Consider the following 17,441-nt stretch of genomic DNA (forward strand, 5'->3'; position numbering starts at 1 on the left):
CGGATCAGCGGTAGGCGGCGAGGATGCGATCGGCCTCGGCCTGGGCGTCCTTCATCGCCTGGGCCGGGGACTTCGAGCCGGTCAGCGCCGCCTGGAGGCCGTCGTTGAAGGCCTTGGTGACGCGCTGGTTGTCGTGGGTCGAGAGCTCGGCGACGGCATGCTCGAGCTGGTCACGGGCGACCGCCGCGGCGGGGAAGTCGGCGACGTGGGCCTTCATCTTGTCGGTCGCCCAGGCGGTCGGCGAGGTGGCGACGTAGCCGGTGGCGATCGACCAGTCGGCGGCGCGCTCCGGCGTCGTCATCCACTTCACGAAGTCGACCACGGCCTTCTGCTGCTCCGGGCTCGAGCCCTTGAACAGATAGAAGTTGCCGCCGCCGGTCGGCGAGCCGCGACGCACCTTGGCCGGCAGCATGGCGACGCCGAAGCGGAACGACGCGTTCTTGCGGACGTTGGTGAGGTTGCCGGTGGTCTGCCACATCATCGCGGTCTTCCCCTCGAGGAAGTCCTTGGGCGTGGTGCCCCATTCGACGATGCCGGTGGGGTGGACCTTGTCCCTGGTCGAGAGGTCGACCCAGTATTGCAGCGCCTCGACCACCTTCGGGTCGTCGTAGGCGACCTTGTTGCCGGCCTCGTTCATCAGGATGGCGCCGTTCTCGGTGGTGAGCCCCTGGAACAGCCAATAGGGGAAGCCGGACGAGGGGATCTCGATGCCCCAGCGCGTCACGTTGCCGGCCGCATCGCGTTTGGTCAGCTTCTTCGCCGCCTCACGCATCTCGTCCCAGCTCGCCGGCGCCTTCTCGGGGTCGAGGCCGACCTCCTCGAAGGCGTCCTTGTTGTAGTACATGACCACGGTCGAGCGCTGGAACGGGATGCCCCAGGTCTTGCCGCCGGTGCGGCTGTTGGCCATGAAGCTCGGATAGAAGCCGTCGAACCACGCCTTCGCGTCCTTCCCCGCCGCGTCGTCGAAGGGCAGGATCGCGTCCTCGTCGATGAAGGTGAACATGTCGGTGGAGAGCGCCACCGCGACGTTCGGGGCGTTGCCGCCCTTCACCGCGGTCAGGATCTTGGCGGTGGTGTCCTGGTAGGAGCCGGAATAGACCGCCTCGACCTTCACCCCCGGGTGATCCTTCTCGAAGCCGGCGACCAGACCGTCGACGATCTTGGTCACCGGACCGCCGACCGCGACCGGGTAGTAGAAGGTGATCTTCGTCTCCGCGGCGGCCGGGGCCATGCCGGCGAGGAGGGAACCGGCGAGGAACGAGGCGGCGAGAAACGTGCGACGCGTGGGCTTCATGATCTGACGGGCTCACTGTTCGACGGAGAGGACGCGATCGCGCCGAGGCGGCGACCGGTGGTGGGATCGAAGCGATGTTCGTGGGTGGGGTTCCAGGCGAGCGCCACCGTCTCCCCGACGGCGGCACGGACCCGGCCGGGCCGGCGTACGGCGAAGTCGCCGCCATGTTCGGTGTCGACGGCGACGACCGTGTCGGCGCCGTGGTACTCGAGCGCTTTGACCCGCCCGGCGACCCGGCCGGCACCGACCTCGACCAGTTCGACGTGCTCGGCGCGGACCCCGGCGAGAACCGGACCCGCGGAGGTTTCGAGCGGCACCAGATTCATCGCCGGTGCGCCGATGAAGCGGGCCGCGAAAGTGGTCGCCGGCCGCTCGTAGAGCTCTGCCGGAGCGCCTTGTTGCTCGATCCGACCTTCATTCATCAGCACGACGCGATCGGCCATGGTCATGGCCTCGATCTGGTCGTGCGTGACATAGAGCATGGTCATGCCGAGGCGCTGCTGCAGCGCGCGGATCTCCAGCCGCATCTCGGCCCGGAGCTTGGCGTCGAGGTTGGAGAGCGGCTCGTCCATCAGGCAGATCGGTTGCTCGCCGGCGATGGCGCGGGCCAGTGCGACGCGCTGGCGTTGGCCGCCGGAGAGTTGCGACGGTTTGCGATCGAGATAGGGCGCGAGGCCGGTCATCGCGGCGACGCGCGCGAGGCGCTCGGCGCGGACCGCCTTCGCCACCCCGCGCACCTCGAGGCCGAAGACGATGTTCTTGGCGACCGAGAGATGGGGAAACAGCGCGTAGGACTGGAAGACCATCGAGATGCGCCGGTCCTTCGGCGCCTTGTGGGCGACGTCGACGCCGTCGACGAGGATGCGGCCGTCGCTCGGCTCCTCCAGTCCGGCCACCAGCCGCAGCGTCGTCGACTTGCCGCATCCGGAGGGGCCGAGCAGCACGCAGAGTTCGCCCGATGCGACCTCGAAATCGATCGCATCCACGGCACGCTGATCACCGAAGGCCTTGCTCAGCCCTTCGATACGGACGTCGGACATCTTCCCTGCCTCCGGTCGGCGTCGATCGTCGAGACCTAGGAAGTTCCGTTGAAGGTTTGATGTCGCTCGGATGCGCCGCGGCATGCGATCGGGGGCGACGCGAGGCGAATGTCCGAATTGGGCGCGCCGTGCGGCACGATCCGTCGTCGACCGTCATCGCGCCGCGCCACCCGGTCGCGCGTCACCGGGAATTGCCCCGTGATCGCCGGCTTCCGTTTTTCATGGGTCTTGGTGTCGGTCGGCGAGCACTCTCGGGTCTGCGGCACTTTCGATGAAGTTCGCGGCTCCGATCAGCGCTGCTTCGGCAAGGAATCGGCACCATGGATGAACGACTTCGTGCTCGTGATGCGGTGCCGGCCGGCTTCATCGTGGATCGCGCGACCGCGGATGCCGACCAGATCAACTTCATTCTTCGCTCAGCAGCCCGGCGAGGTGGCGAGTGCCGGTCCGACGGCCGATCCACGGATCTACACCTTCGTCACCGGAACGGCCGGGCCGATCATCGTGACGACGCATCTCGAGGAGAAGTTCCACGGCGGCGAACTGGCCACGGCCTCGAAGACCGTCGAGGTCCGTCCCGAACGGCGAGCGTCGTCGCCCTCGGCCCGGCCTTCGAGAACAAGACGACCCGCTCGGTGGTGTGGCGTCCGGGCAAGGGTCTCGGCCCCCTTCGATCGCGAGATCGACCCCGGCTACGCCGACGCGTTGCGCGGCTCGTGATACCGAGCGGATGAAGTTCCGACCTGTTCGGAACTTCATCCGCGAAGGCGAGCCCGAACGGGCGTCGGCCGGTCGGGCCGCAACTCACGAAATTCGGACGAGTCCGAATTTCGTGAACTCGGTATGAGGCGGTCGCCGGGCTCGTGCCGTCGTCGCGGGCGACGCCGTCGAGAAGCGCCGTCTTCCCCGACCAGACGGGCGCGGCAACGTGTCGTTCCCCTGTCGCCGTCCACACGGACCGGATGCTGCGTGCCGGATGCCGACGCACCACGTCCGTTCATCGGATGATCCACCCGACCTCGTTCTTCGTCGCAGGCGCGCCGACGACACGTCCGGCCCCGGAACCGTGAAGCGAACCGGCCGCGGTGCGCTGCGGTCGCTCTCGGCCGCATGTCGAACCGCGAGCCGAACCGCCGTCCGCCACGAGCCGCGGGCGAATGTCGTCGACGAGCGGTGGAGTGCGGCAGCACGTCCGCTCGCCGTCGACATTCGCACTGGTCCACCAAAGTCGAATTTGGTATACCAAAAAAACAGGGCCACGAAACCAGTGGCCGGACCCTCTCGGGGAAAGCGCCGATGACCGATACGCGTGCCAACAAGAGATTTCGATCCCAGGAGTGGTTCGACAATCCCAACAACCCGGGAATGACGGCGCTCTACATCGAGCGCTATCTGAACCAGGAATACACCCGCGAGGAGCTTCAGGGCGACCGCCCGATCATCGGCATCGCCCAGACCGGATCGGATCTCAGCCCCTGCAACAAGATCCACGTGTTCCTCACCGATCGGATCAAGGCCGGCATCCGCGACGGGGGAGGCGTGCCGATCGAATTCCCGGTGCACCCGATCCAGGAGACCGGCAAACGGCCGACCGCGGCGCTCGACCGCAATCTCGCCTATCTGAGCCTGGTCGAGGTGCTGCACGGCTATCCGATCGACGGCGTGGTCCTCACCACCGGATGCGACAAGACCACGCCGGCCATGTTGATGGGGGCGGCGACGGTCGACATTCCGGCGATCGTGCTCTCCGGCGGGCCGATGCTCGACGGTTGGTGGGACGGAACGCTCGTCGGGTCCGGCACCATCGTCTGGGAGAGCCGTCGGCTGCTCGCCGAAGGGGTGATCGACTACGAGGAGTTCATGTCGCGGGTGACCGCGGCCGCGCCCTCGCTCGGCCACTGCAACACCATGGGCACGGCGAGCACGATGAACGCCATGGCCGAGGCGCTCGGCATGAGCCTGCCCGGCTGCTCGGCCATCCCGGCGCCGTTCCGCGAGCGCATGGCGATGGCCTACCAGACCGGCAAGCGGGCGGTGCAGATGGTCTACGAGGACCTCAAGCCCTCCGACATCCTCACGCGCGAATCTTTCGAGAACGCGATCCGGGTGAACTCGGCGATCGGCGGCTCGACCAACGCTCCGCCGCATCTGCAGGCGGTGGCGCGCCATGCCGGGATCGAACTCGACGTTCGGGACTGGCAGACGGTCGGCTACGACGTTCCGCTGCTCGCCAACATCCAGCCGGCGGGCAAATACCTCGGCGAGGCCTTCTATCGGGCCGGCGGCGTCCCGGCGATCATGGGCGAGTTGAAATCTGCCGGACGGCTGCATCTGAATGCCATGACGGTGACCGGCAAGACCGTCGACGAAACGATCGGTGACTGGCGATCGCGCGACACCGAGGTGATCAAGAGCTACGACGCGCCGATGCGCGAGAACGCCGGCTTCCTGGTTCTCTCGGGCAATCTGTTCGACACGGCGCTGATGAAGACCTCGGTGATCTCGGCCGACTTCCGCGCCCGCTTCCTGTCGCGCCCCGGCGCGGAGAACACGTTCGAAGCGCGCGCCGTCGTGTTCGAAGGGCCGGAGGACTACCACGCCTCGATCAACGATCCGGCGCTGAAGATCGACGAGGACACGATCCTGTTCATCCGCGGCGTCGGCGTCGTCGGCTATCCGGGCTCGGCCGAGGTGGTGAACATGCAGCCGCCGGACGACCTGCTCAAGCGCGGCATCGCGCATCTGCCGACGGTGGGCGACGGGCGCCAATCGGGGACCTCCGAAAGCCCCTCGATCCTCAACGCCTCGCCGGAAAGTGTCGTGGGCGGCGGCCTCGCGTTTCTGAAGACCGGCGACAAGGTGCTGCTCGACTTGAACGCCTTCACGCTGAATGCACTCGTGCCCGAAGACGAATGGGCCGCACGCAAGGCCGCGTGGACCCCGCCGGCGCTGCACAACCAGACGCCGTGGCAGGAGATCTACCGCCAGCACGTCGGCCAGCTCGCCGACGGCGGCTGTCTCGAACTCGCCACCTGCTACCACGGCGTCGCCCGCGATCTGCCGCGCGACAATCACTGAGCCGCCGGACGACGGGCGAGTCGTGCCACGCGCCGGACGACGACGGAGTGCGGCCGGGGCCGATCTCGCGATCGACTCCGGTCGTTTCCCGTCGTGACCGGCGCGTCCGGCACCGACGTCGCGTCATCGACCGAGGGGGAGGGGGCGCGAGACGGCGGTCGGTCGGCCGGGCAGCCGGCCACGAACACCGACGGCCCCTTCGATCACTTGCCCCAGCGCAGGGCGAGGATGTCCAACTCCGTCGCGAGCTGGAGCAGCCGAGCGCGCGTGCGCTCCGACATCGGCTTCAGCGGGTGGCGCACGTGGTCGCTGGCGATCACCCCGCCGGCGGCATAGACGGTCTTGCAGGCGCGCAGCCCGCATTGCCTGTTCTCGTGATTGATCAGCGGCAGGCAGCGCCGCCACTGCTCCAGCGCGGCCGCCATGTCGCCGGCGCGATGCGCCACGATGATCGGACGGATCGCTTCGGGGAAGAGACCGGAGGTCATCGTCCCGGTGGCGCCGGCATCGAGATCGGCCAGGAGCGTGACCGCTTCTTCGCCGTCGAAGGGGCCGAGGATCGCCTCGCCCCCGACTTCGATCAGCGCCGCCAACTTGTCCGCCGCGAAAGGGGTCTCGATCTTGAAGTAGCCGACGTTCTCGATCTCGCGCGCCATCCGGGCGAGCAGCGGCACCGACAGGTTCGCGCCCGAGATCGGCGCATCCTGCACCATGATCGGGATCGAGATCGCATCCGACACCGCTCGGAAATGCTCGAAGATCCCCTGTTCGGCCGGCACCAGGCCGACGCCGTGATAGGGCGGCATCATCATCACCATGCTCGCGCCCATCGCCTCGGCCGCCTTGGCGCGGGCCACGACGATGGCGGTCGAGAAATGGCTGACGGTGACGATCACCGGCTTTCGCCCGGCGACGTGTTCGAGGCAGAGCCGCGTCAGCATCGCACGCTCCTCGTCCGACAGCACGAACTGCTCGGAGTAGTTGGCGAGGACGCAGATCGCGTCGACACCCTGGTCGATCATCAGGTCGAGGACCCGGCGCATACCCGCTTCGTCGACGCGGCCGTCCGCATGGAAGGGCGTCGGCGCGACGGGAAGGATGCCGGTGAGAGGGGTTCGCACGGGTCTCGCCTTTCGTGGTGAGGGCCGGGACGCGCCGTGGCGCGCCCGGTCCGGAGTGTCGGGGTCGGGACGTTCGACCCGGCTGCGGAATGCGCTCGCGACGGGCCTAGAGCAGCCCGCGCGCGGCGAGATTGGCCATCAGCGCCCGCACACCGAAGGTCCAGGGGGCGCATTCGGTGGACAGGCGCACCGTGTTGACCAACCGGCCGAGGCCGGCCGACGAGATGGTGACGCGGTCTCCGAGCTTGTGGGTGAACCCCTCGCCCGGCGCGTCGCGATCCTGCGTCGGCGCGAACAGCGTGCCGAGGAAGAGCATGAGGCCGTCCGGATACTGGTGATGGCGGCCGACGGTCTGGTCGACGAGGGCCTGAGGGTCGCGGCTGATCTCGCGCATCGAACTCGCCCCGTCGAGCACGTAGCCGTCTTCGCCTTCGACGCGCAGGTCGAGCTCGGCGGCGCGGACGTCGTCGAGCGTCCAGGTCGCATCGAACAGCCGGATCATCGGACCGATGGCGCAGGAGGCGTTGTTGTCCTTGGCCTTGCCGAGCAGCAACGCCGAGCGGCCCTCGACGTCACGCAGGTTCACGTCGTTGCCGAGCGCGGCGCCGACGATTCGCCCCTTGGACGACACCGTCAGCACGATCTCCGGCTCGGGATTGTTCCACGACGAGATCGGGTGCAGCCCAACCTCGGCGCCGGGGCCGACCGCGGAGAGCACCTGCGCCTTGGAGAAGACTTCGGCATCCGGGCCGATGCCCACCTCGAGGTACTGCGACCAGAGACCTTCGGCGATCAGCACCTGTTTCACCCGAGCCGCCTCCGGCGAGCCCGCCCGGATGTTGCGCAGGCTGTCGCCGATGACCGTGCCGACCCGGCTCCGGATCGCTTCGGCGCGCAACGGGTCGCCCGCCGCCTTCTCCTCGATCACCCGCTCGACCATCGATCGGGCGAAGGTCACGCCGCACGCCTTCACCGCCTGGAGATCGTTCGGCGCGAGGAAATGCAGGCGAGTCGGGTCGCCCACCGGGGCCTCGGCGATGCGGTCGATGTCGCCGAGCACCGTACCCTCGGCGCTGCGCACGTAGCCCGCCGGATCGTCCATCTCGCAGATGTCGCGCACCAGCGGAGCCGCGCGGGCGGTGATCTCGACCACCTGGTCGCCCCGCAGCGTCACCACGCTCGGTCCCTGCGCCTCCGGGTTCCAGACCCGCCCGACGAAGGTGCCGTTCCGTTCGTTCCGATCGATCCACGATGGCATTTCCGTCGTCTCCCCGAAGCGCTCCGCCGGCCCCGAGCGGCACCGCGTTCGGCATGATGGCAGGTTCCCGAAAAAAATGGTATACCAATCACGATCTCATATTGTATGAGTATTGGCAAAACAATCGGGGCTCGCCGAAACCGGGCCTCGGAACGAGGAAACGGGGATGGGTCTGCTCGAAGCCGATCTCGACAGGAGCACGGTGCCGCGCCGCAGCCTGCACGGCCGGGTCGCCCGGAAGCTGGGCCGCCGGATCGTCGCCGGCGAGATCGCCGAAGGCGAGGTCCTCTCCACCGAGGAGGTGGCGAGCGTCGACCTCGCGGTGAGCCGGACCGCCTATCGCGAAGCCATCAAGCTGCTCTCGGCCAAGGGACTGCTCGAATCGCGCCCGAAGGTGGGCACGCGGGTCCGCGCCCGTGGCGACTGGAACATGCTCGACCCCGACGTTCTGCTCTGGGCCTACGAGCAGGAGCCCACCGGGGCCTTCACCGATGCCCTGTTCGAATTTCGCCTGATCATCGAGCCGGCGGCGGCGCGTCTGGCGGCGCAGAAGCGGCTCGCGCGACCGCTCGAAGAGATGCGCGAGGCGATGGCCCGGATGGCCGAGATCGAACCGATGACTCGGGAGAACATGGCGGCCGACCTCGATTTTCATGCCGCCATTCTGCGCGCCTCCGGCAACGAGCTTCTGAGCTCGCTGTGGCACGTCACCGGCGTGTTGTTGTCCCGCAGCTTCCGGATCTCGTCGCGCCGGCCGGGCGCGCGCGCCGCCTCGGTGCCGCTGCATCAGGCGGTCTGCGACCACATTCTGCGCGGCGAGGCGGCGGAAGCCCAGACCGCGATGTCGATCCTGCTCGTCAGCGCCCGCGAAGACGTCGAGGCCGTGGTCGGGTCGCTCGAAGAGGAACACTCGGCGGATCTTTCCTGACCGCCACCGCGAGGAGTGTCCCGGGCCGCTCGGAAAGCCGCCCCGGGGGAAGGCCGATAACGACGTACATCACAGATGGAGGAACGAGATGTCGATGTTCAGACTGATGGGGGCGAGCCTTCTCGCCGTGACTGTCGGTGCCGGCGCGGCCATGGCCGAAACCTCGAAGATGCGCATCGCCTTGTCCAACAACTACGCCGGTAACAGCTGGCGTCAGGCGATGCTCAAGAGCTGGGACAAGATCACCAAGAAGGCCGTCGCCGACGGCATCGTCGCCGAGGCGCCCGCCTTCACCACCGCCGAGAACCAGGTGACCGAGCAGGCCGCGCAGATCCAGAACCTGATCCTGCAGGGCTACAACGCCATCGTCGTCAACGCCGCCTCGCCGACCGCGCTGAACGGCGTGGTCAAGCAGGCCTGTGACGCCGGTATCGTGGTCGTCTCGTTCGACGGTATCGTCAACGAACCCTGCGCCTACCGCATCGCCGTCGACTTCAAGAAGATGGGCAGCATCCAGGTCGATTACATGGCCGGTCGCCTGCCCAAGGGTGGCAACCTGCTCGAGATCCGCGGCCTCGCCGGCGTCTTCGTCGACGACGCGATCAGTGGCGGCATCCACGAGGGCGTCGCCAAGAACCCGCAGTTCAAGATCGTCAGCTCCGTGCACGGCGACTGGGCCCAGGACGTGGCGCAGAAGGCGGTGGCCGGTGTTCTGCCGTCGCTGCCGCAGATCGCCGGCGTCGTGACCCAGGGCGGTGACGGCTACGGCGCCGCCCGCGCCTTCGCCGCCGCCGGTCGTCCGACCCCGCTGATCACGCTCGGCAACCGCTACGACGAACTGCAGTGGTGGAAGGAACAGAAGACCGCCAACGGCTACGAGACCATGTCGGTCTCGATCGCGCCCGGCGTCTCCACGCTCGCCTTCTGGGTCGCCCAGATGATCCTCGACGGCAAGCAGGTGCCGAAGGACCTGACCGTGCCGTTCCTGCAGATCAACCAGGACACCCTGGAGAAGTCGCTCGCCACGACCGAGAAGGGCAGTGTCGCCAACGTCGAGTACACTCTCGACGATGCGAAGGCCGTCGCCGCCGGCAAGTGAGACGAAGACGGCAGGGGCCGGGACATGACCGAATCGACGCGTACCATCGTCGCCCTGGAGAAGGTCGCCAAGCACTTCGGTGCGGTGAAGGCGCTGAACGGGGTGGATCTGCGCGTCGAGGCGGGCGAGTGCCTCGGCCTCGTCGGGCACAACGGCGCCGGCAAGTCCACGCTGATGCACGTGCTCGCCGGTACGCTCACGCCGAGTTCCGGGACCATGTCGGTCCGCGGTGAGGACGTGACCGCACGCTACGGAGTGGCCGGCGCCAACGCAGCCGGCATCCGGTGCGTGTTCCAGGAGCTGTCGCTCTGTCCCAACCTGACGGTCGCCGAGAACGCGCGCATCTTCCACCCGTCGCTCCAGGGCTTCGGGTGGAAGCGCCGCGCCCGGGCCTTGATCGGGGCGAAATTGGACGAGATCTTTCCCGGTCACGGGATATCGGCCGACGACGTGGTCGGCGACCTGTCGATCGGCAAACGCCAGATGGTCGAGATCGCCCGCGCCTTCACCATTTCCGACGCGCCGCTCGATCTCGTCATCCTCGACGAGCCGACGTCGTCGCTCGATGCGTTCACCGCCCGCCAGTTGCTCGACTACGTGCGCAAGGTGGTCGGCGGCGGCATGAGCTGCATTCTCATCACCCACCTTCTGCGCGAAATCCTCGACACCTCCGACCGCATCGTGGTGATGAAGGACGGCGCCGTGGTCGCCGCGAAGAAGACCGAGGAATTCGATCGCGACAGCCTCGTCCGGGCGATGGGCAACGTGGTCGAGATGACCGCGATCAAGGTGCACGAGGCACACGAACGCCAGCGCGGAGCCACGCCTCTGGTGGTCGAGGCTCGGTCGAGCGACCGCGACGCCGTGGACCTGCGGGCGCATCGCGGCGAGATCATCGGTCTGGCCGGCCTCGCCGGTCACGGCCAGACGGCCATGCTGATGAAGATCTTCGACGCCGCCGGAAAACACCGCGGTTCGACCCGGGTCGACGGCCCGGTGGCGCTGGTCGCCGGCGACCGGCAGACCGAAGGCGTGTTCCATCTCTGGTCGATCGCCCAGAACATCGGTGTGCGCTCGCTCGCCGGCATGCGTCGCCACGGCCTCATCGACGCGTCGGCCGAGGCGGCTCTGGGCGAGGAGTGGAAGCGCCGCATCGGCATCAAGACGCCGGACATGAACAACGCCATCCTGTCGCTCTCGGGCGGCAATCAGCAGAAGGCGCTGTTCGCCCGCGCGCTCGCCTCCGACGCCGAGATCATCCTGATGGACGATCCGATGCGCGGTGTCGACGTCGGTACCAAGCTCGAAGTCTACGACCTGATCCGCGACGAGGCCGAGAAGGGCCGAACCTTCCTCTGGTACACGACCGAGACCGACGAGTTGAAGAACTGCGACCACACCTACGTGTTCCGCGACGGTGTCATCGTCGCCGACATCGCTCGCGCCGATCTTTCCGAAGAGAAGATCCTGCAGTGCTCGTTCAAGGAGAGCGCGTGACCATGCTCACCGCCGTGACGTCGCCGAAGTTCCTGCGTGCGGCCCTGCCGGGGGCCTCGTTCGCGATCCTGCTGGCGGCGATCTTCTACGTCCAACCTCGGGCGATGAGTTATTTCGGGCTCAACCTGATGCTGCAATACGCGGTGCCGATCGCGCTGGCGACCATCGCGCAGATGTTCATCATCACGGTCAACGACCTCGACCTGTCGATCGGCGCCTTCGTCGGCCTCACCGCCACCATCGGCGCGACGTTGGTCGCCTCGACGCCGCTGCTCGGGGCCCTGGCGCTCCTCGCCGCGATCGCCGCCTACGGGGCGTTGGGGGCGCTCGTCCATTGGCGCAACCTGCCGAGCATCGTGGTCACGCTCGGCATGTCCTTCGTCTGGCTGGGCGTCGCCGTGTTGATCTTGCCCACCCCCGGCGGCTCGGCCCCGGGGTGGGTCAAGGCGATCATGGGGCTGAAGACGCCGTGGGTGCCGTTCCCGGTGGTGGCGGCGCTGGTGATCGGCATCGTCGTCCACGTATTCCTGATGATGTCGAGCTACGGCGCGGTGTTGCGCGGCGCCGGCGGCAATCCGCGCGCGGTGAGCCGTGCCGGTTGGTCGCTGCTCAAGATCAAGGTGATCATGTATTCCGCCGCCGGGTTCTTCGGCGTCCTCTCCGGCCTGTCGCTGATCGGGCTCACCTCGGCCGCCGACGCCCACATCGCCGATCGCTACACGCTCTACGCCATCGCCGGCGTGATCCTGGGCGGCGGCGAGTTCGTCGGCGGACGGGTCTCGCCCTTCGGCGCCGTGGTGGGAGCGCTCACCCTGACCTTGACCGGCTCGTTCCTGATCTTCCTGAAGATCTCGCCCGACTGGCAGATCGGAGCCCAGGGCGCCGTGCTGATCGTCGTTCTCGCGCTGCGGGCCCTCATCAAGCGGCGGGAGGTCTGAGCCATGATGCCCGCGATCCGCCGCCTCTCCGCGAAACCCTGGATCTGGTCCTACCTCGGCATGACGCTGGTGTGGCTGGCGACCACGATCCACAGCGGCGGCACCGGGGGCGCCCAGGTGCTGACCGCGGCGTTGTCCTTCGCCACCTTCACGGTGATCGTCGGCATCGGCCAGATGTTCGTGATCACCACCGGCCCCGGTAATGTCGACCTGTCGATCCCCTCGACCATCTCGCTCGCCGGGGTGGTGGCGATGAAGGTGATGGAGGGTTCCGACGATCTGCTCGTCGTCGGCCTGGTGATCGCGTTGGCCTGTGGTCTCGCCGTCGGCATCTTCAACTACCTGCTGATCCGCATCCTGCGGATCCCGCCGATCATCGCGACGTTGTCGTCGAGCTTCCTGGTGCTGTCGACCGCCATCGCCTACGGCCGCGGTCTCAAGATCAAGCCGCCGCCGCTTCTGGCCGATTTCACCACCGCACAGGTCTGGGGTCTGCCGATCCTCGCGTTGGTCGTCATCCTGTTCGCGATGGCGATGAGCGTCCTGCTCCACCGCACCCTCTACGGGCGGTCGGTGATGGCCATCGGCCAGAACATGCGCGCGGCGCGGCTGGCCGGCATCCGGGTCGAGCGGGTCCGCTTCCTCACCTACACATTGAGCGCCGTACTGGCGTCCCTCACCGGCTACCTGCTCGCCGGTTTCTCAGGCGGCGCCTCGCTGAACATGGGCCAGGAATACCTGCTCGCCTCGATCGCCGTGGTGGTCATCGGCGGCACCTCGGTGGCCGGCGGCCGCGCCAACATTCCCGGCATCTGGGGCGCGGCGATGTTCCTGTTCCTGCTGGTCACCATGCTCAACACCTTCGGTGCCAGCGCCGGCATCCGACTGATCCTCACCGGTGTGATCATCATCGCGGTCATCACCACGGCCGGTGGCGACGAGCCGCAACGATAGGAGACGCGCCATGGCCATGGTCGGCGACAGCTACGAATATTACGATCGCAGGTTCTACGACCTGACGGTGCCCATCGCCGATATCGAACTCCTCTACGACGGTTGCCGCTGGGCCGAAGGCCCCGTCTGGTTCGCCGACCACGGCGCTCTCGTGTGGAGCGACATCCCCAACCAGCGCCTGCTGCGCTGGATCGAAGGGCAGGGGGTGAGCGTGTTCCGCGCCCGCACCGAATTCGTCAACGGCAACACCCGCGACCGTCAGGGCCGGCTGGTGAGCTGCGAGCACGGCGGGCGCCGGGTGATCCGTCTCGAACCCGACGGCTCGATCACCACCATCGCCGACCGCCACGACGGCAAGCGCCTCAACTCGCCCAACGACGTCGTCGTGAAGTCGGACGGCAGCGTGTGGTTCACCGATCCCGACTACGGCATCCTGTCGGACTACGAGGGCTACAAGTCGCCGCGCGAACAGGCCGGTAACTACGTCTTCCGCGTCGATCCCGAGACCGGCGAGACCCGGATCGTCGCCGACGATTTCGTCAAGCCCAACGGACTGTGCTTCGACGCCGAGGAGAAGCGGCTCTACGTCGCCGACAGCGGTCGCAGTCACGATCCCGACGGCCCGCACCACATCCGCGTGTTCGACGTCGGCGACGATGGTACGCTGACCGGCGGTCGGGTGTTCTGCGAAGTCGATCCGGGCGTTCCCGACGGGTTCCGCCTCGACATCCACGGCAACCTCTGGACCTCGTGCCAGAACGGCGTGATCTGTTTCGCCCCGGACGGCACCGCCCTCGGCAAGATCAGGTTCCCGTCGATGGTGTCGAACCTCACCTTCGGCGGCCCCCGCCGCAACCGACTCTTCGTCACCGCGACCAATGCGGTCTACGCCGTCTTCGTCGCGACCACGGGCATCCAGCGCCCCTGAGGACTTTCGAGAGGAACTCATGCTCAGCGGAAAACACCTGATCGCCGGCGAATGGGTCGCGGGCGAGACCACCTTCGCTTCCGCCCCCGCTTCGGGTGCACCGATGGACTTCGCCATGGGCTCGCCGGCGCATGTCGATGCGGCTTGCGTCGCCGCCGAGGCGGCGTTCGAGAGCTATGGCGAGACCTCGCGCGCCGCGCGCGCCGCCTTCCTCGAGCGGATCGCCGACGAGATCGAGAAGCGCGGGGCCGAGATCACCGCCATCGGCACTGCCGAGACCGGTCTGCCGACGGCGCGGCTCGAAGGCGAGCGCGGTCGCACCACCGGTCAGCTCCGCCTGTTCGCCGACCACATCCGCAAGGGCGACCATCTCGACCGCCGCCACGACGCGGCACTGCCCGATCGCCGGCCGTTGCCGCGCCCCGATCTCAGGATGATGCAGCATCCGATCGGCCCGGTGGCCGTCTTCGGCGCTTCCAACTTCCCGCTCGCCTTTTCCACCGCCGGCGGCGACACCGCGGCGGCGCTGGCGGCGGGCTGTCCGGTCGTCGTGAAGGGGCATTCCGCCCATCCGGGCACCGGCGAGATCGTCGCCCGGGCCGTCGCCGCGGCGATCGAGGCGGAAGGGATCCACCCCGGCGTCTTCTCGCTGATCCAGGGCGGCAATCGCCTGACCGGCGCGGCGTTGGTGCAGCATCCGCTGATCAATGCGGTCGGCTTCACCGGCTCGCTCGCCGGCGGCAGGGCGCTCTTCGACCTCTGCGCCCAGCGGCCGAACCCGATCCCGTTCTTCGGCGAACTCGGATCGGTCAATCCGATGTTCTTCCTGCCCCATGCGCTCGCCGCCCGGGGCGCCGAGATCGCCGCCGGCTGGGCCGGTTCGCTCACCATGGGCGCCGGCCAGTTCTGCACCAACCCGGGCATCTCGGTGGTGCTCGACGGACCGCAGGCCGAAGCCTTCGCCCGTGCCGCCACGGACGCACTGAAGCCGATCGGTGCGCAGATCATGCTCACCGACGGTATCGCCCGGGCCTATCGCGCCGGGCGCGACCGGGTCGCGCACTCCGCCGGGGTACAGGAACTGCTCACCTCGGTCTGCGATCTGCGCAACGCCACGCCCTACCTCTACATGACCACCGGCGAGACCTGGCTGAAGAACGAGGCGCTGGGCGAAGAGGTGTTCGGTCCGCTCGGCCTGATCGTCGTGGTGAAGGACATGGACGAGATGACCGCCCTGGCGCGCTCGCTGCACGGCCAGCTCACCTGCACCGTCCACATGGACGACGAGGATGCCGAGGCGGCGCGACCGCTGATCTCGATCCTCCGGCGCAAGGCGGGACGGTTGCTCGCCAACGGCTTCCCGACCGGCGTCGAGGTGTGCGACTCGATGGTCCACGGCGGGCCCTATCCCGCCTCCACCAACTTCGGCCACACCTCGGTGGGGACGCTGTCGATCCGCCGCTTCCTGCGGCCCGTCTGCTACCAGAACATGCCGGCGAGCGTGCTGCCCGAAGACCTCGTCTGATCCATTCGCCCGGGCCGGCCCGTCGGCCACCCGGGCGGACCGCCGGCGTCGTCACCGATCGAGCGAGCCACGGGTCTCGGCGCAAGTCGCGTCCACGACCTCCGGGCCGACGCGCGAGCCTTCCGGTCCGTCTTTCCGAATTCGCTCGGCCGCTATCCGCGGACCGCCGGACGATCGCCGTCGCACCGGGGAGAACTGTCGAAATAGCCCCGGACGTTGAGGATGATGTGGTCGATGTGGCTGGCGACGACCCGGGCGACCTCGGCCGCGTCACGCGCTCTCAGCCCGGCGATGATTTCGCGGTGCTGGCGGTAGGTGCGATCCTTGCCGCCGACCTGTCGCGCCGAGAGGTAGCGCACCCGCCACAGCCGGGCGAGGTAGGCGCCATGGGTCTCGGCGAGCGAAGGGTTGTGCGAGGCTCGGGCGATCGCCCGGTGGATCTCCATGTCGATCTCGAACAGGTCGAGAGGGTCGGCGTCCGGCGGTGCGCCGTCCAAGCGATGCTGCAACTCGGCGATCGCCTCGATTTCCTCGACCGAGGCGTTGCGGCACGCCAGTTCCCCCGACAGCACTTCCAGCGCGCGGATCACGTCGATGTCGTCGATCACCTCGCGCAGGCTCGGGTTCGCGACGATCGGGCTGCGGGACGGGCGCAGTTCGATGAGCCCCTCCTTGGCCAACACCCGGATCGCCTCGCGCATCGGCGTACGGCTGACGCCGAGCTCGGCGGCGTTGTCGCGTTCCTTCACGCTGTCGCCCGGCTTCAGTCGCCCGACCAGGATGCTGCGGCGCAATCGGCTGGCGATTTCCACGGCAAGTGGCTCGTTGGCCATGCGCCTCGGCACCTATCTTCGGGTCGGCGAACACGATGTGACGATCATCAATACCGCAAGTCGGGCGCCCCGGGTATACCAAGCCGACATTCGGCGGGTGAGGCGCGCGGAATGGTATCGGACCTTCGATCCTCGGTCGAATTCGACGTGGGCTCAGGCAGCCACAGAGGCTGGTTCGATGGGCGGATCGTCATTCATCGGCTTCGATCTTTCCAGCGCCACGTAGCGGGAGCCGCCTCCGCGTGCGAAACGGCGCCGAGCGACTTGACGATCTCGCCCTTGCCGATGGTCTTGCGCAGCTTGTCGGGGACGCGAACGCGGAACTGCCGGACGTTTCCACGCCGAGAAAGTCCGGGCACTCCGGCCATCTGCTCGCCGCCCCGTGCAGCGCCGTCGTGTAGCAGAGCCGCTTCGCAACCCTTCGATTTCCGGGGCTTCCTGGCCATTTCAACAGGATGGCAGGAGAATGGCGGGCCGAGGCCGACGAAACGGAGAACTACACCTACGCTATAGCCCTCCAAAATTAGGATGTGAGCGAACGGCTACAATGGGGTGGTTTGCTGCCTGTCGGTTTCTGGCCTGCGGAAGTGGAAAAGCAGCCATCCAAGTGGCCATCGTTCTCTGACGGCAACGCGCCTAATGGGACATTCAGTTCCACGAACCGGGCGGCCAGAAGTGGACGTTCGACAACAACGACCATAAGCAGGTCTCACTTCCTTCCTTCTGTCTTTCAGTCGGCGGTCAGCACTTCATATGAGAATGTGACGTGCGGAGACACATAGGTCTGAGCGTTTACCTCCGGTTGCACCTCTGATCGGGCGCGCATACGACCCATGTCGCCCTGAACTCATCAAGATGACGCAGGCGCGCGACGAGATCTTCGGAGGCGACTAATGAGACCTGTGCGCGGATAGGTCTCGACGACCGTCATCTGACGTGATTCACTCA

The 17,441-nt window shown here is 67.6% G+C and carries 15 protein-coding genes; 9 read left to right on the plus strand and 6 right to left on the minus strand.

The window, feature by feature from the left end:
- Nucleotides 1-4 precede the first annotated feature (4 nt).
- Both V7Q42_RS15465 and V7Q42_RS15470 read right to left on the minus strand, forming a co-directional pair.
- Nucleotides 5-1,294: an ABC transporter substrate-binding protein gene (locus V7Q42_RS15465; RefSeq protein WP_333824993.1), complete on the minus strand. Its 1,290-nt coding sequence runs from the start codon at nucleotides 1,292-1,294 to the stop codon at nucleotides 5-7.
- The gene (locus V7Q42_RS15470; RefSeq protein ID WP_333824994.1) at nucleotides 1,291-2,334 is read right to left on the minus strand and encodes an ABC transporter ATP-binding protein; all 1,044 of its coding nucleotides are present in this window, start codon (nucleotides 2,332-2,334) and stop codon (nucleotides 1,291-1,293) included. The genes V7Q42_RS15465 and V7Q42_RS15470 overlap by 4 nt, the downstream gene beginning before the upstream one ends.
- A gap of 387 nt (nucleotides 2,335-2,721) precedes the next feature.
- Here V7Q42_RS15470 and V7Q42_RS15475 point away from each other — a divergent pair, with 387 nt between their 5' ends.
- Nucleotides 2,722-3,054 (plus strand): hypothetical protein, encoded by a 333-nt coding sequence (locus tag V7Q42_RS15475; protein ID WP_333824995.1) that lies wholly within the window; start codon nucleotides 2,722-2,724, stop codon nucleotides 3,052-3,054.
- Between the two features lie 576 nt (nucleotides 3,055-3,630).
- Nucleotides 3,631-5,412 (plus strand): IlvD/Edd family dehydratase, encoded by a 1,782-nt coding sequence (locus V7Q42_RS15480; RefSeq protein ID WP_333824996.1) that lies wholly within the window; start codon nucleotides 3,631-3,633, stop codon nucleotides 5,410-5,412.
- Nucleotides 5,413-5,615: 203 nt separating this feature from the next.
- Here V7Q42_RS15480 and V7Q42_RS15485 read toward each other — a convergent pair whose 3' ends face one another.
- Together V7Q42_RS15485 and V7Q42_RS15490 are read right to left on the minus strand one after the other, a co-directional pair.
- Complete coding sequence (locus tag V7Q42_RS15485) at nucleotides 5,616-6,533, minus strand: dihydrodipicolinate synthase family protein (RefSeq protein WP_333824997.1); 918 nt, start codon at nucleotides 6,531-6,533, stop codon at nucleotides 5,616-5,618.
- A 106-nt stretch (nucleotides 6,534-6,639) separates the two neighbouring features.
- Nucleotides 6,640-7,791 (minus strand): fumarylacetoacetate hydrolase family protein, encoded by a 1,152-nt coding sequence (locus tag V7Q42_RS15490; RefSeq protein ID WP_333824998.1) that lies wholly within the window; start codon nucleotides 7,789-7,791, stop codon nucleotides 6,640-6,642.
- 166 nt (nucleotides 7,792-7,957) lie between these two features.
- Here V7Q42_RS15490 and V7Q42_RS15495 point away from each other — a divergent pair, with 166 nt between their 5' ends.
- From V7Q42_RS15495 to V7Q42_RS15525, 7 genes are all read left to right on the plus strand, one after another.
- Nucleotides 7,958-8,719, plus strand: coding sequence for a FadR/GntR family transcriptional regulator (locus V7Q42_RS15495; protein WP_333824999.1), 762 nt, complete (start codon nucleotides 7,958-7,960; stop codon nucleotides 8,717-8,719).
- Between the two features lie 88 nt (nucleotides 8,720-8,807).
- Entirely contained in the window at nucleotides 8,808-9,818 is a 1,011-nt protein-coding gene (locus V7Q42_RS15500) for an ABC transporter substrate-binding protein (protein WP_333825000.1), read from the plus strand.
- Between the two features lie 24 nt (nucleotides 9,819-9,842).
- Nucleotides 9,843-11,315, plus strand: coding sequence for a sugar ABC transporter ATP-binding protein (locus V7Q42_RS15505; RefSeq protein ID WP_333825001.1), 1,473 nt, complete (start codon nucleotides 9,843-9,845; stop codon nucleotides 11,313-11,315).
- A 2-nt stretch (nucleotides 11,316-11,317) separates the two neighbouring features.
- Nucleotides 11,318-12,253: an ABC transporter permease gene (locus V7Q42_RS15510; RefSeq protein ID WP_333825005.1), complete on the plus strand. Its 936-nt coding sequence runs from the start codon at nucleotides 11,318-11,320 to the stop codon at nucleotides 12,251-12,253.
- Nucleotides 12,254-12,259: 6 nt separating this feature from the next.
- The gene (locus V7Q42_RS15515) at nucleotides 12,260-13,207 is read left to right on the plus strand and encodes an ABC transporter permease (RefSeq protein WP_333825006.1); all 948 of its coding nucleotides are present in this window, start codon (nucleotides 12,260-12,262) and stop codon (nucleotides 13,205-13,207) included.
- A 10-nt stretch (nucleotides 13,208-13,217) separates the two neighbouring features.
- Nucleotides 13,218-14,135 (plus strand): SMP-30/gluconolactonase/LRE family protein, encoded by a 918-nt coding sequence (locus V7Q42_RS15520; protein ID WP_442958213.1) that lies wholly within the window; start codon nucleotides 13,218-13,220, stop codon nucleotides 14,133-14,135.
- 19 nt (nucleotides 14,136-14,154) lie between these two features.
- Nucleotides 14,155-15,660, plus strand: a complete 1,506-nt coding sequence (locus V7Q42_RS15525) for an aldehyde dehydrogenase (NADP(+)) (protein ID WP_333825002.1) — start codon at nucleotides 14,155-14,157, stop codon at nucleotides 15,658-15,660.
- Nucleotides 15,661-15,812: 152 nt separating this feature from the next.
- On the opposite strand, the gene V7Q42_RS15530 is transcribed toward V7Q42_RS15525, so the two are convergent.
- Both V7Q42_RS15530 and V7Q42_RS21465 read right to left on the minus strand, forming a co-directional pair.
- Nucleotides 15,813-16,472 carry a GntR family transcriptional regulator gene (locus V7Q42_RS15530; RefSeq protein ID WP_333825003.1) on the minus strand — a complete coding sequence of 220 codons (660 nt, stop codon included), beginning with the start codon at nucleotides 16,470-16,472 and terminating at the stop codon, nucleotides 15,813-15,815.
- Nucleotides 16,473-16,687: 215 nt separating this feature from the next.
- The gene (locus V7Q42_RS21465) at nucleotides 16,688-16,939 is read right to left on the minus strand and encodes a DUF6538 domain-containing protein (protein WP_442958214.1); all 252 of its coding nucleotides are present in this window, start codon (nucleotides 16,937-16,939) and stop codon (nucleotides 16,688-16,690) included.
- Nucleotides 16,940-17,441 lie beyond the last annotated feature (502 nt).

This window comes from Pinisolibacter sp., assembly GCF_036782435.1.
Classification (GTDB): Bacteria; Pseudomonadota; Alphaproteobacteria; order Rhizobiales; family Ancalomicrobiaceae; genus CALBKH01.

What these genes read in the sequence shown, in the direction of transcription:
- V7Q42_RS15470 (WP_333824994.1), bottom strand. Translation starts at nt 2,334, where the DNA reads ATGTCCGACGTCCGTATCGAAGGGCTGAGCAAGGCCTTCGGTGATCAG.
- V7Q42_RS15520 (WP_442958213.1), top strand. Translation starts at nt 13,218, where the DNA reads ATGGCCATGGTCGGCGACAGCTACGAATATTACGATCGCAGGTTCTAC.
- V7Q42_RS21465 (WP_442958214.1), bottom strand. Translation starts at nt 16,939, where the DNA reads ATGGCCAGGAAGCCCCGGAAATCGAAGGGTTGCGAAGCGGCTCTGCTA.
- V7Q42_RS15465 (WP_333824993.1), bottom strand. Translation starts at nt 1,294, where the DNA reads ATGAAGCCCACGCGTCGCACGTTTCTCGCCGCCTCGTTCCTCGCCGGT.
- V7Q42_RS15525 (WP_333825002.1), top strand. Translation starts at nt 14,155, where the DNA reads ATGCTCAGCGGAAAACACCTGATCGCCGGCGAATGGGTCGCGGGCGAG.
- V7Q42_RS15475 (WP_333824995.1), top strand. Translation starts at nt 2,722, where the DNA reads ATGCCGACCAGATCAACTTCATTCTTCGCTCAGCAGCCCGGCGAGGTG.
- V7Q42_RS15500 (WP_333825000.1), top strand. Translation starts at nt 8,808, where the DNA reads ATGTCGATGTTCAGACTGATGGGGGCGAGCCTTCTCGCCGTGACTGTC.
- V7Q42_RS15510 (WP_333825005.1), top strand. Translation starts at nt 11,318, where the DNA reads ATGCTCACCGCCGTGACGTCGCCGAAGTTCCTGCGTGCGGCCCTGCCG.
- V7Q42_RS15490 (WP_333824998.1), bottom strand. Translation starts at nt 7,791, where the DNA reads ATGCCATCGTGGATCGATCGGAACGAACGGAACGGCACCTTCGTCGGG.
- V7Q42_RS15515 (WP_333825006.1), top strand. Translation starts at nt 12,260, where the DNA reads ATGCCCGCGATCCGCCGCCTCTCCGCGAAACCCTGGATCTGGTCCTAC.
- V7Q42_RS15505 (WP_333825001.1), top strand. Translation starts at nt 9,843, where the DNA reads ATGACCGAATCGACGCGTACCATCGTCGCCCTGGAGAAGGTCGCCAAG.
- V7Q42_RS15495 (WP_333824999.1), top strand. Translation starts at nt 7,958, where the DNA reads ATGGGTCTGCTCGAAGCCGATCTCGACAGGAGCACGGTGCCGCGCCGC.
- V7Q42_RS15480 (WP_333824996.1), top strand. Translation starts at nt 3,631, where the DNA reads ATGACCGATACGCGTGCCAACAAGAGATTTCGATCCCAGGAGTGGTTC.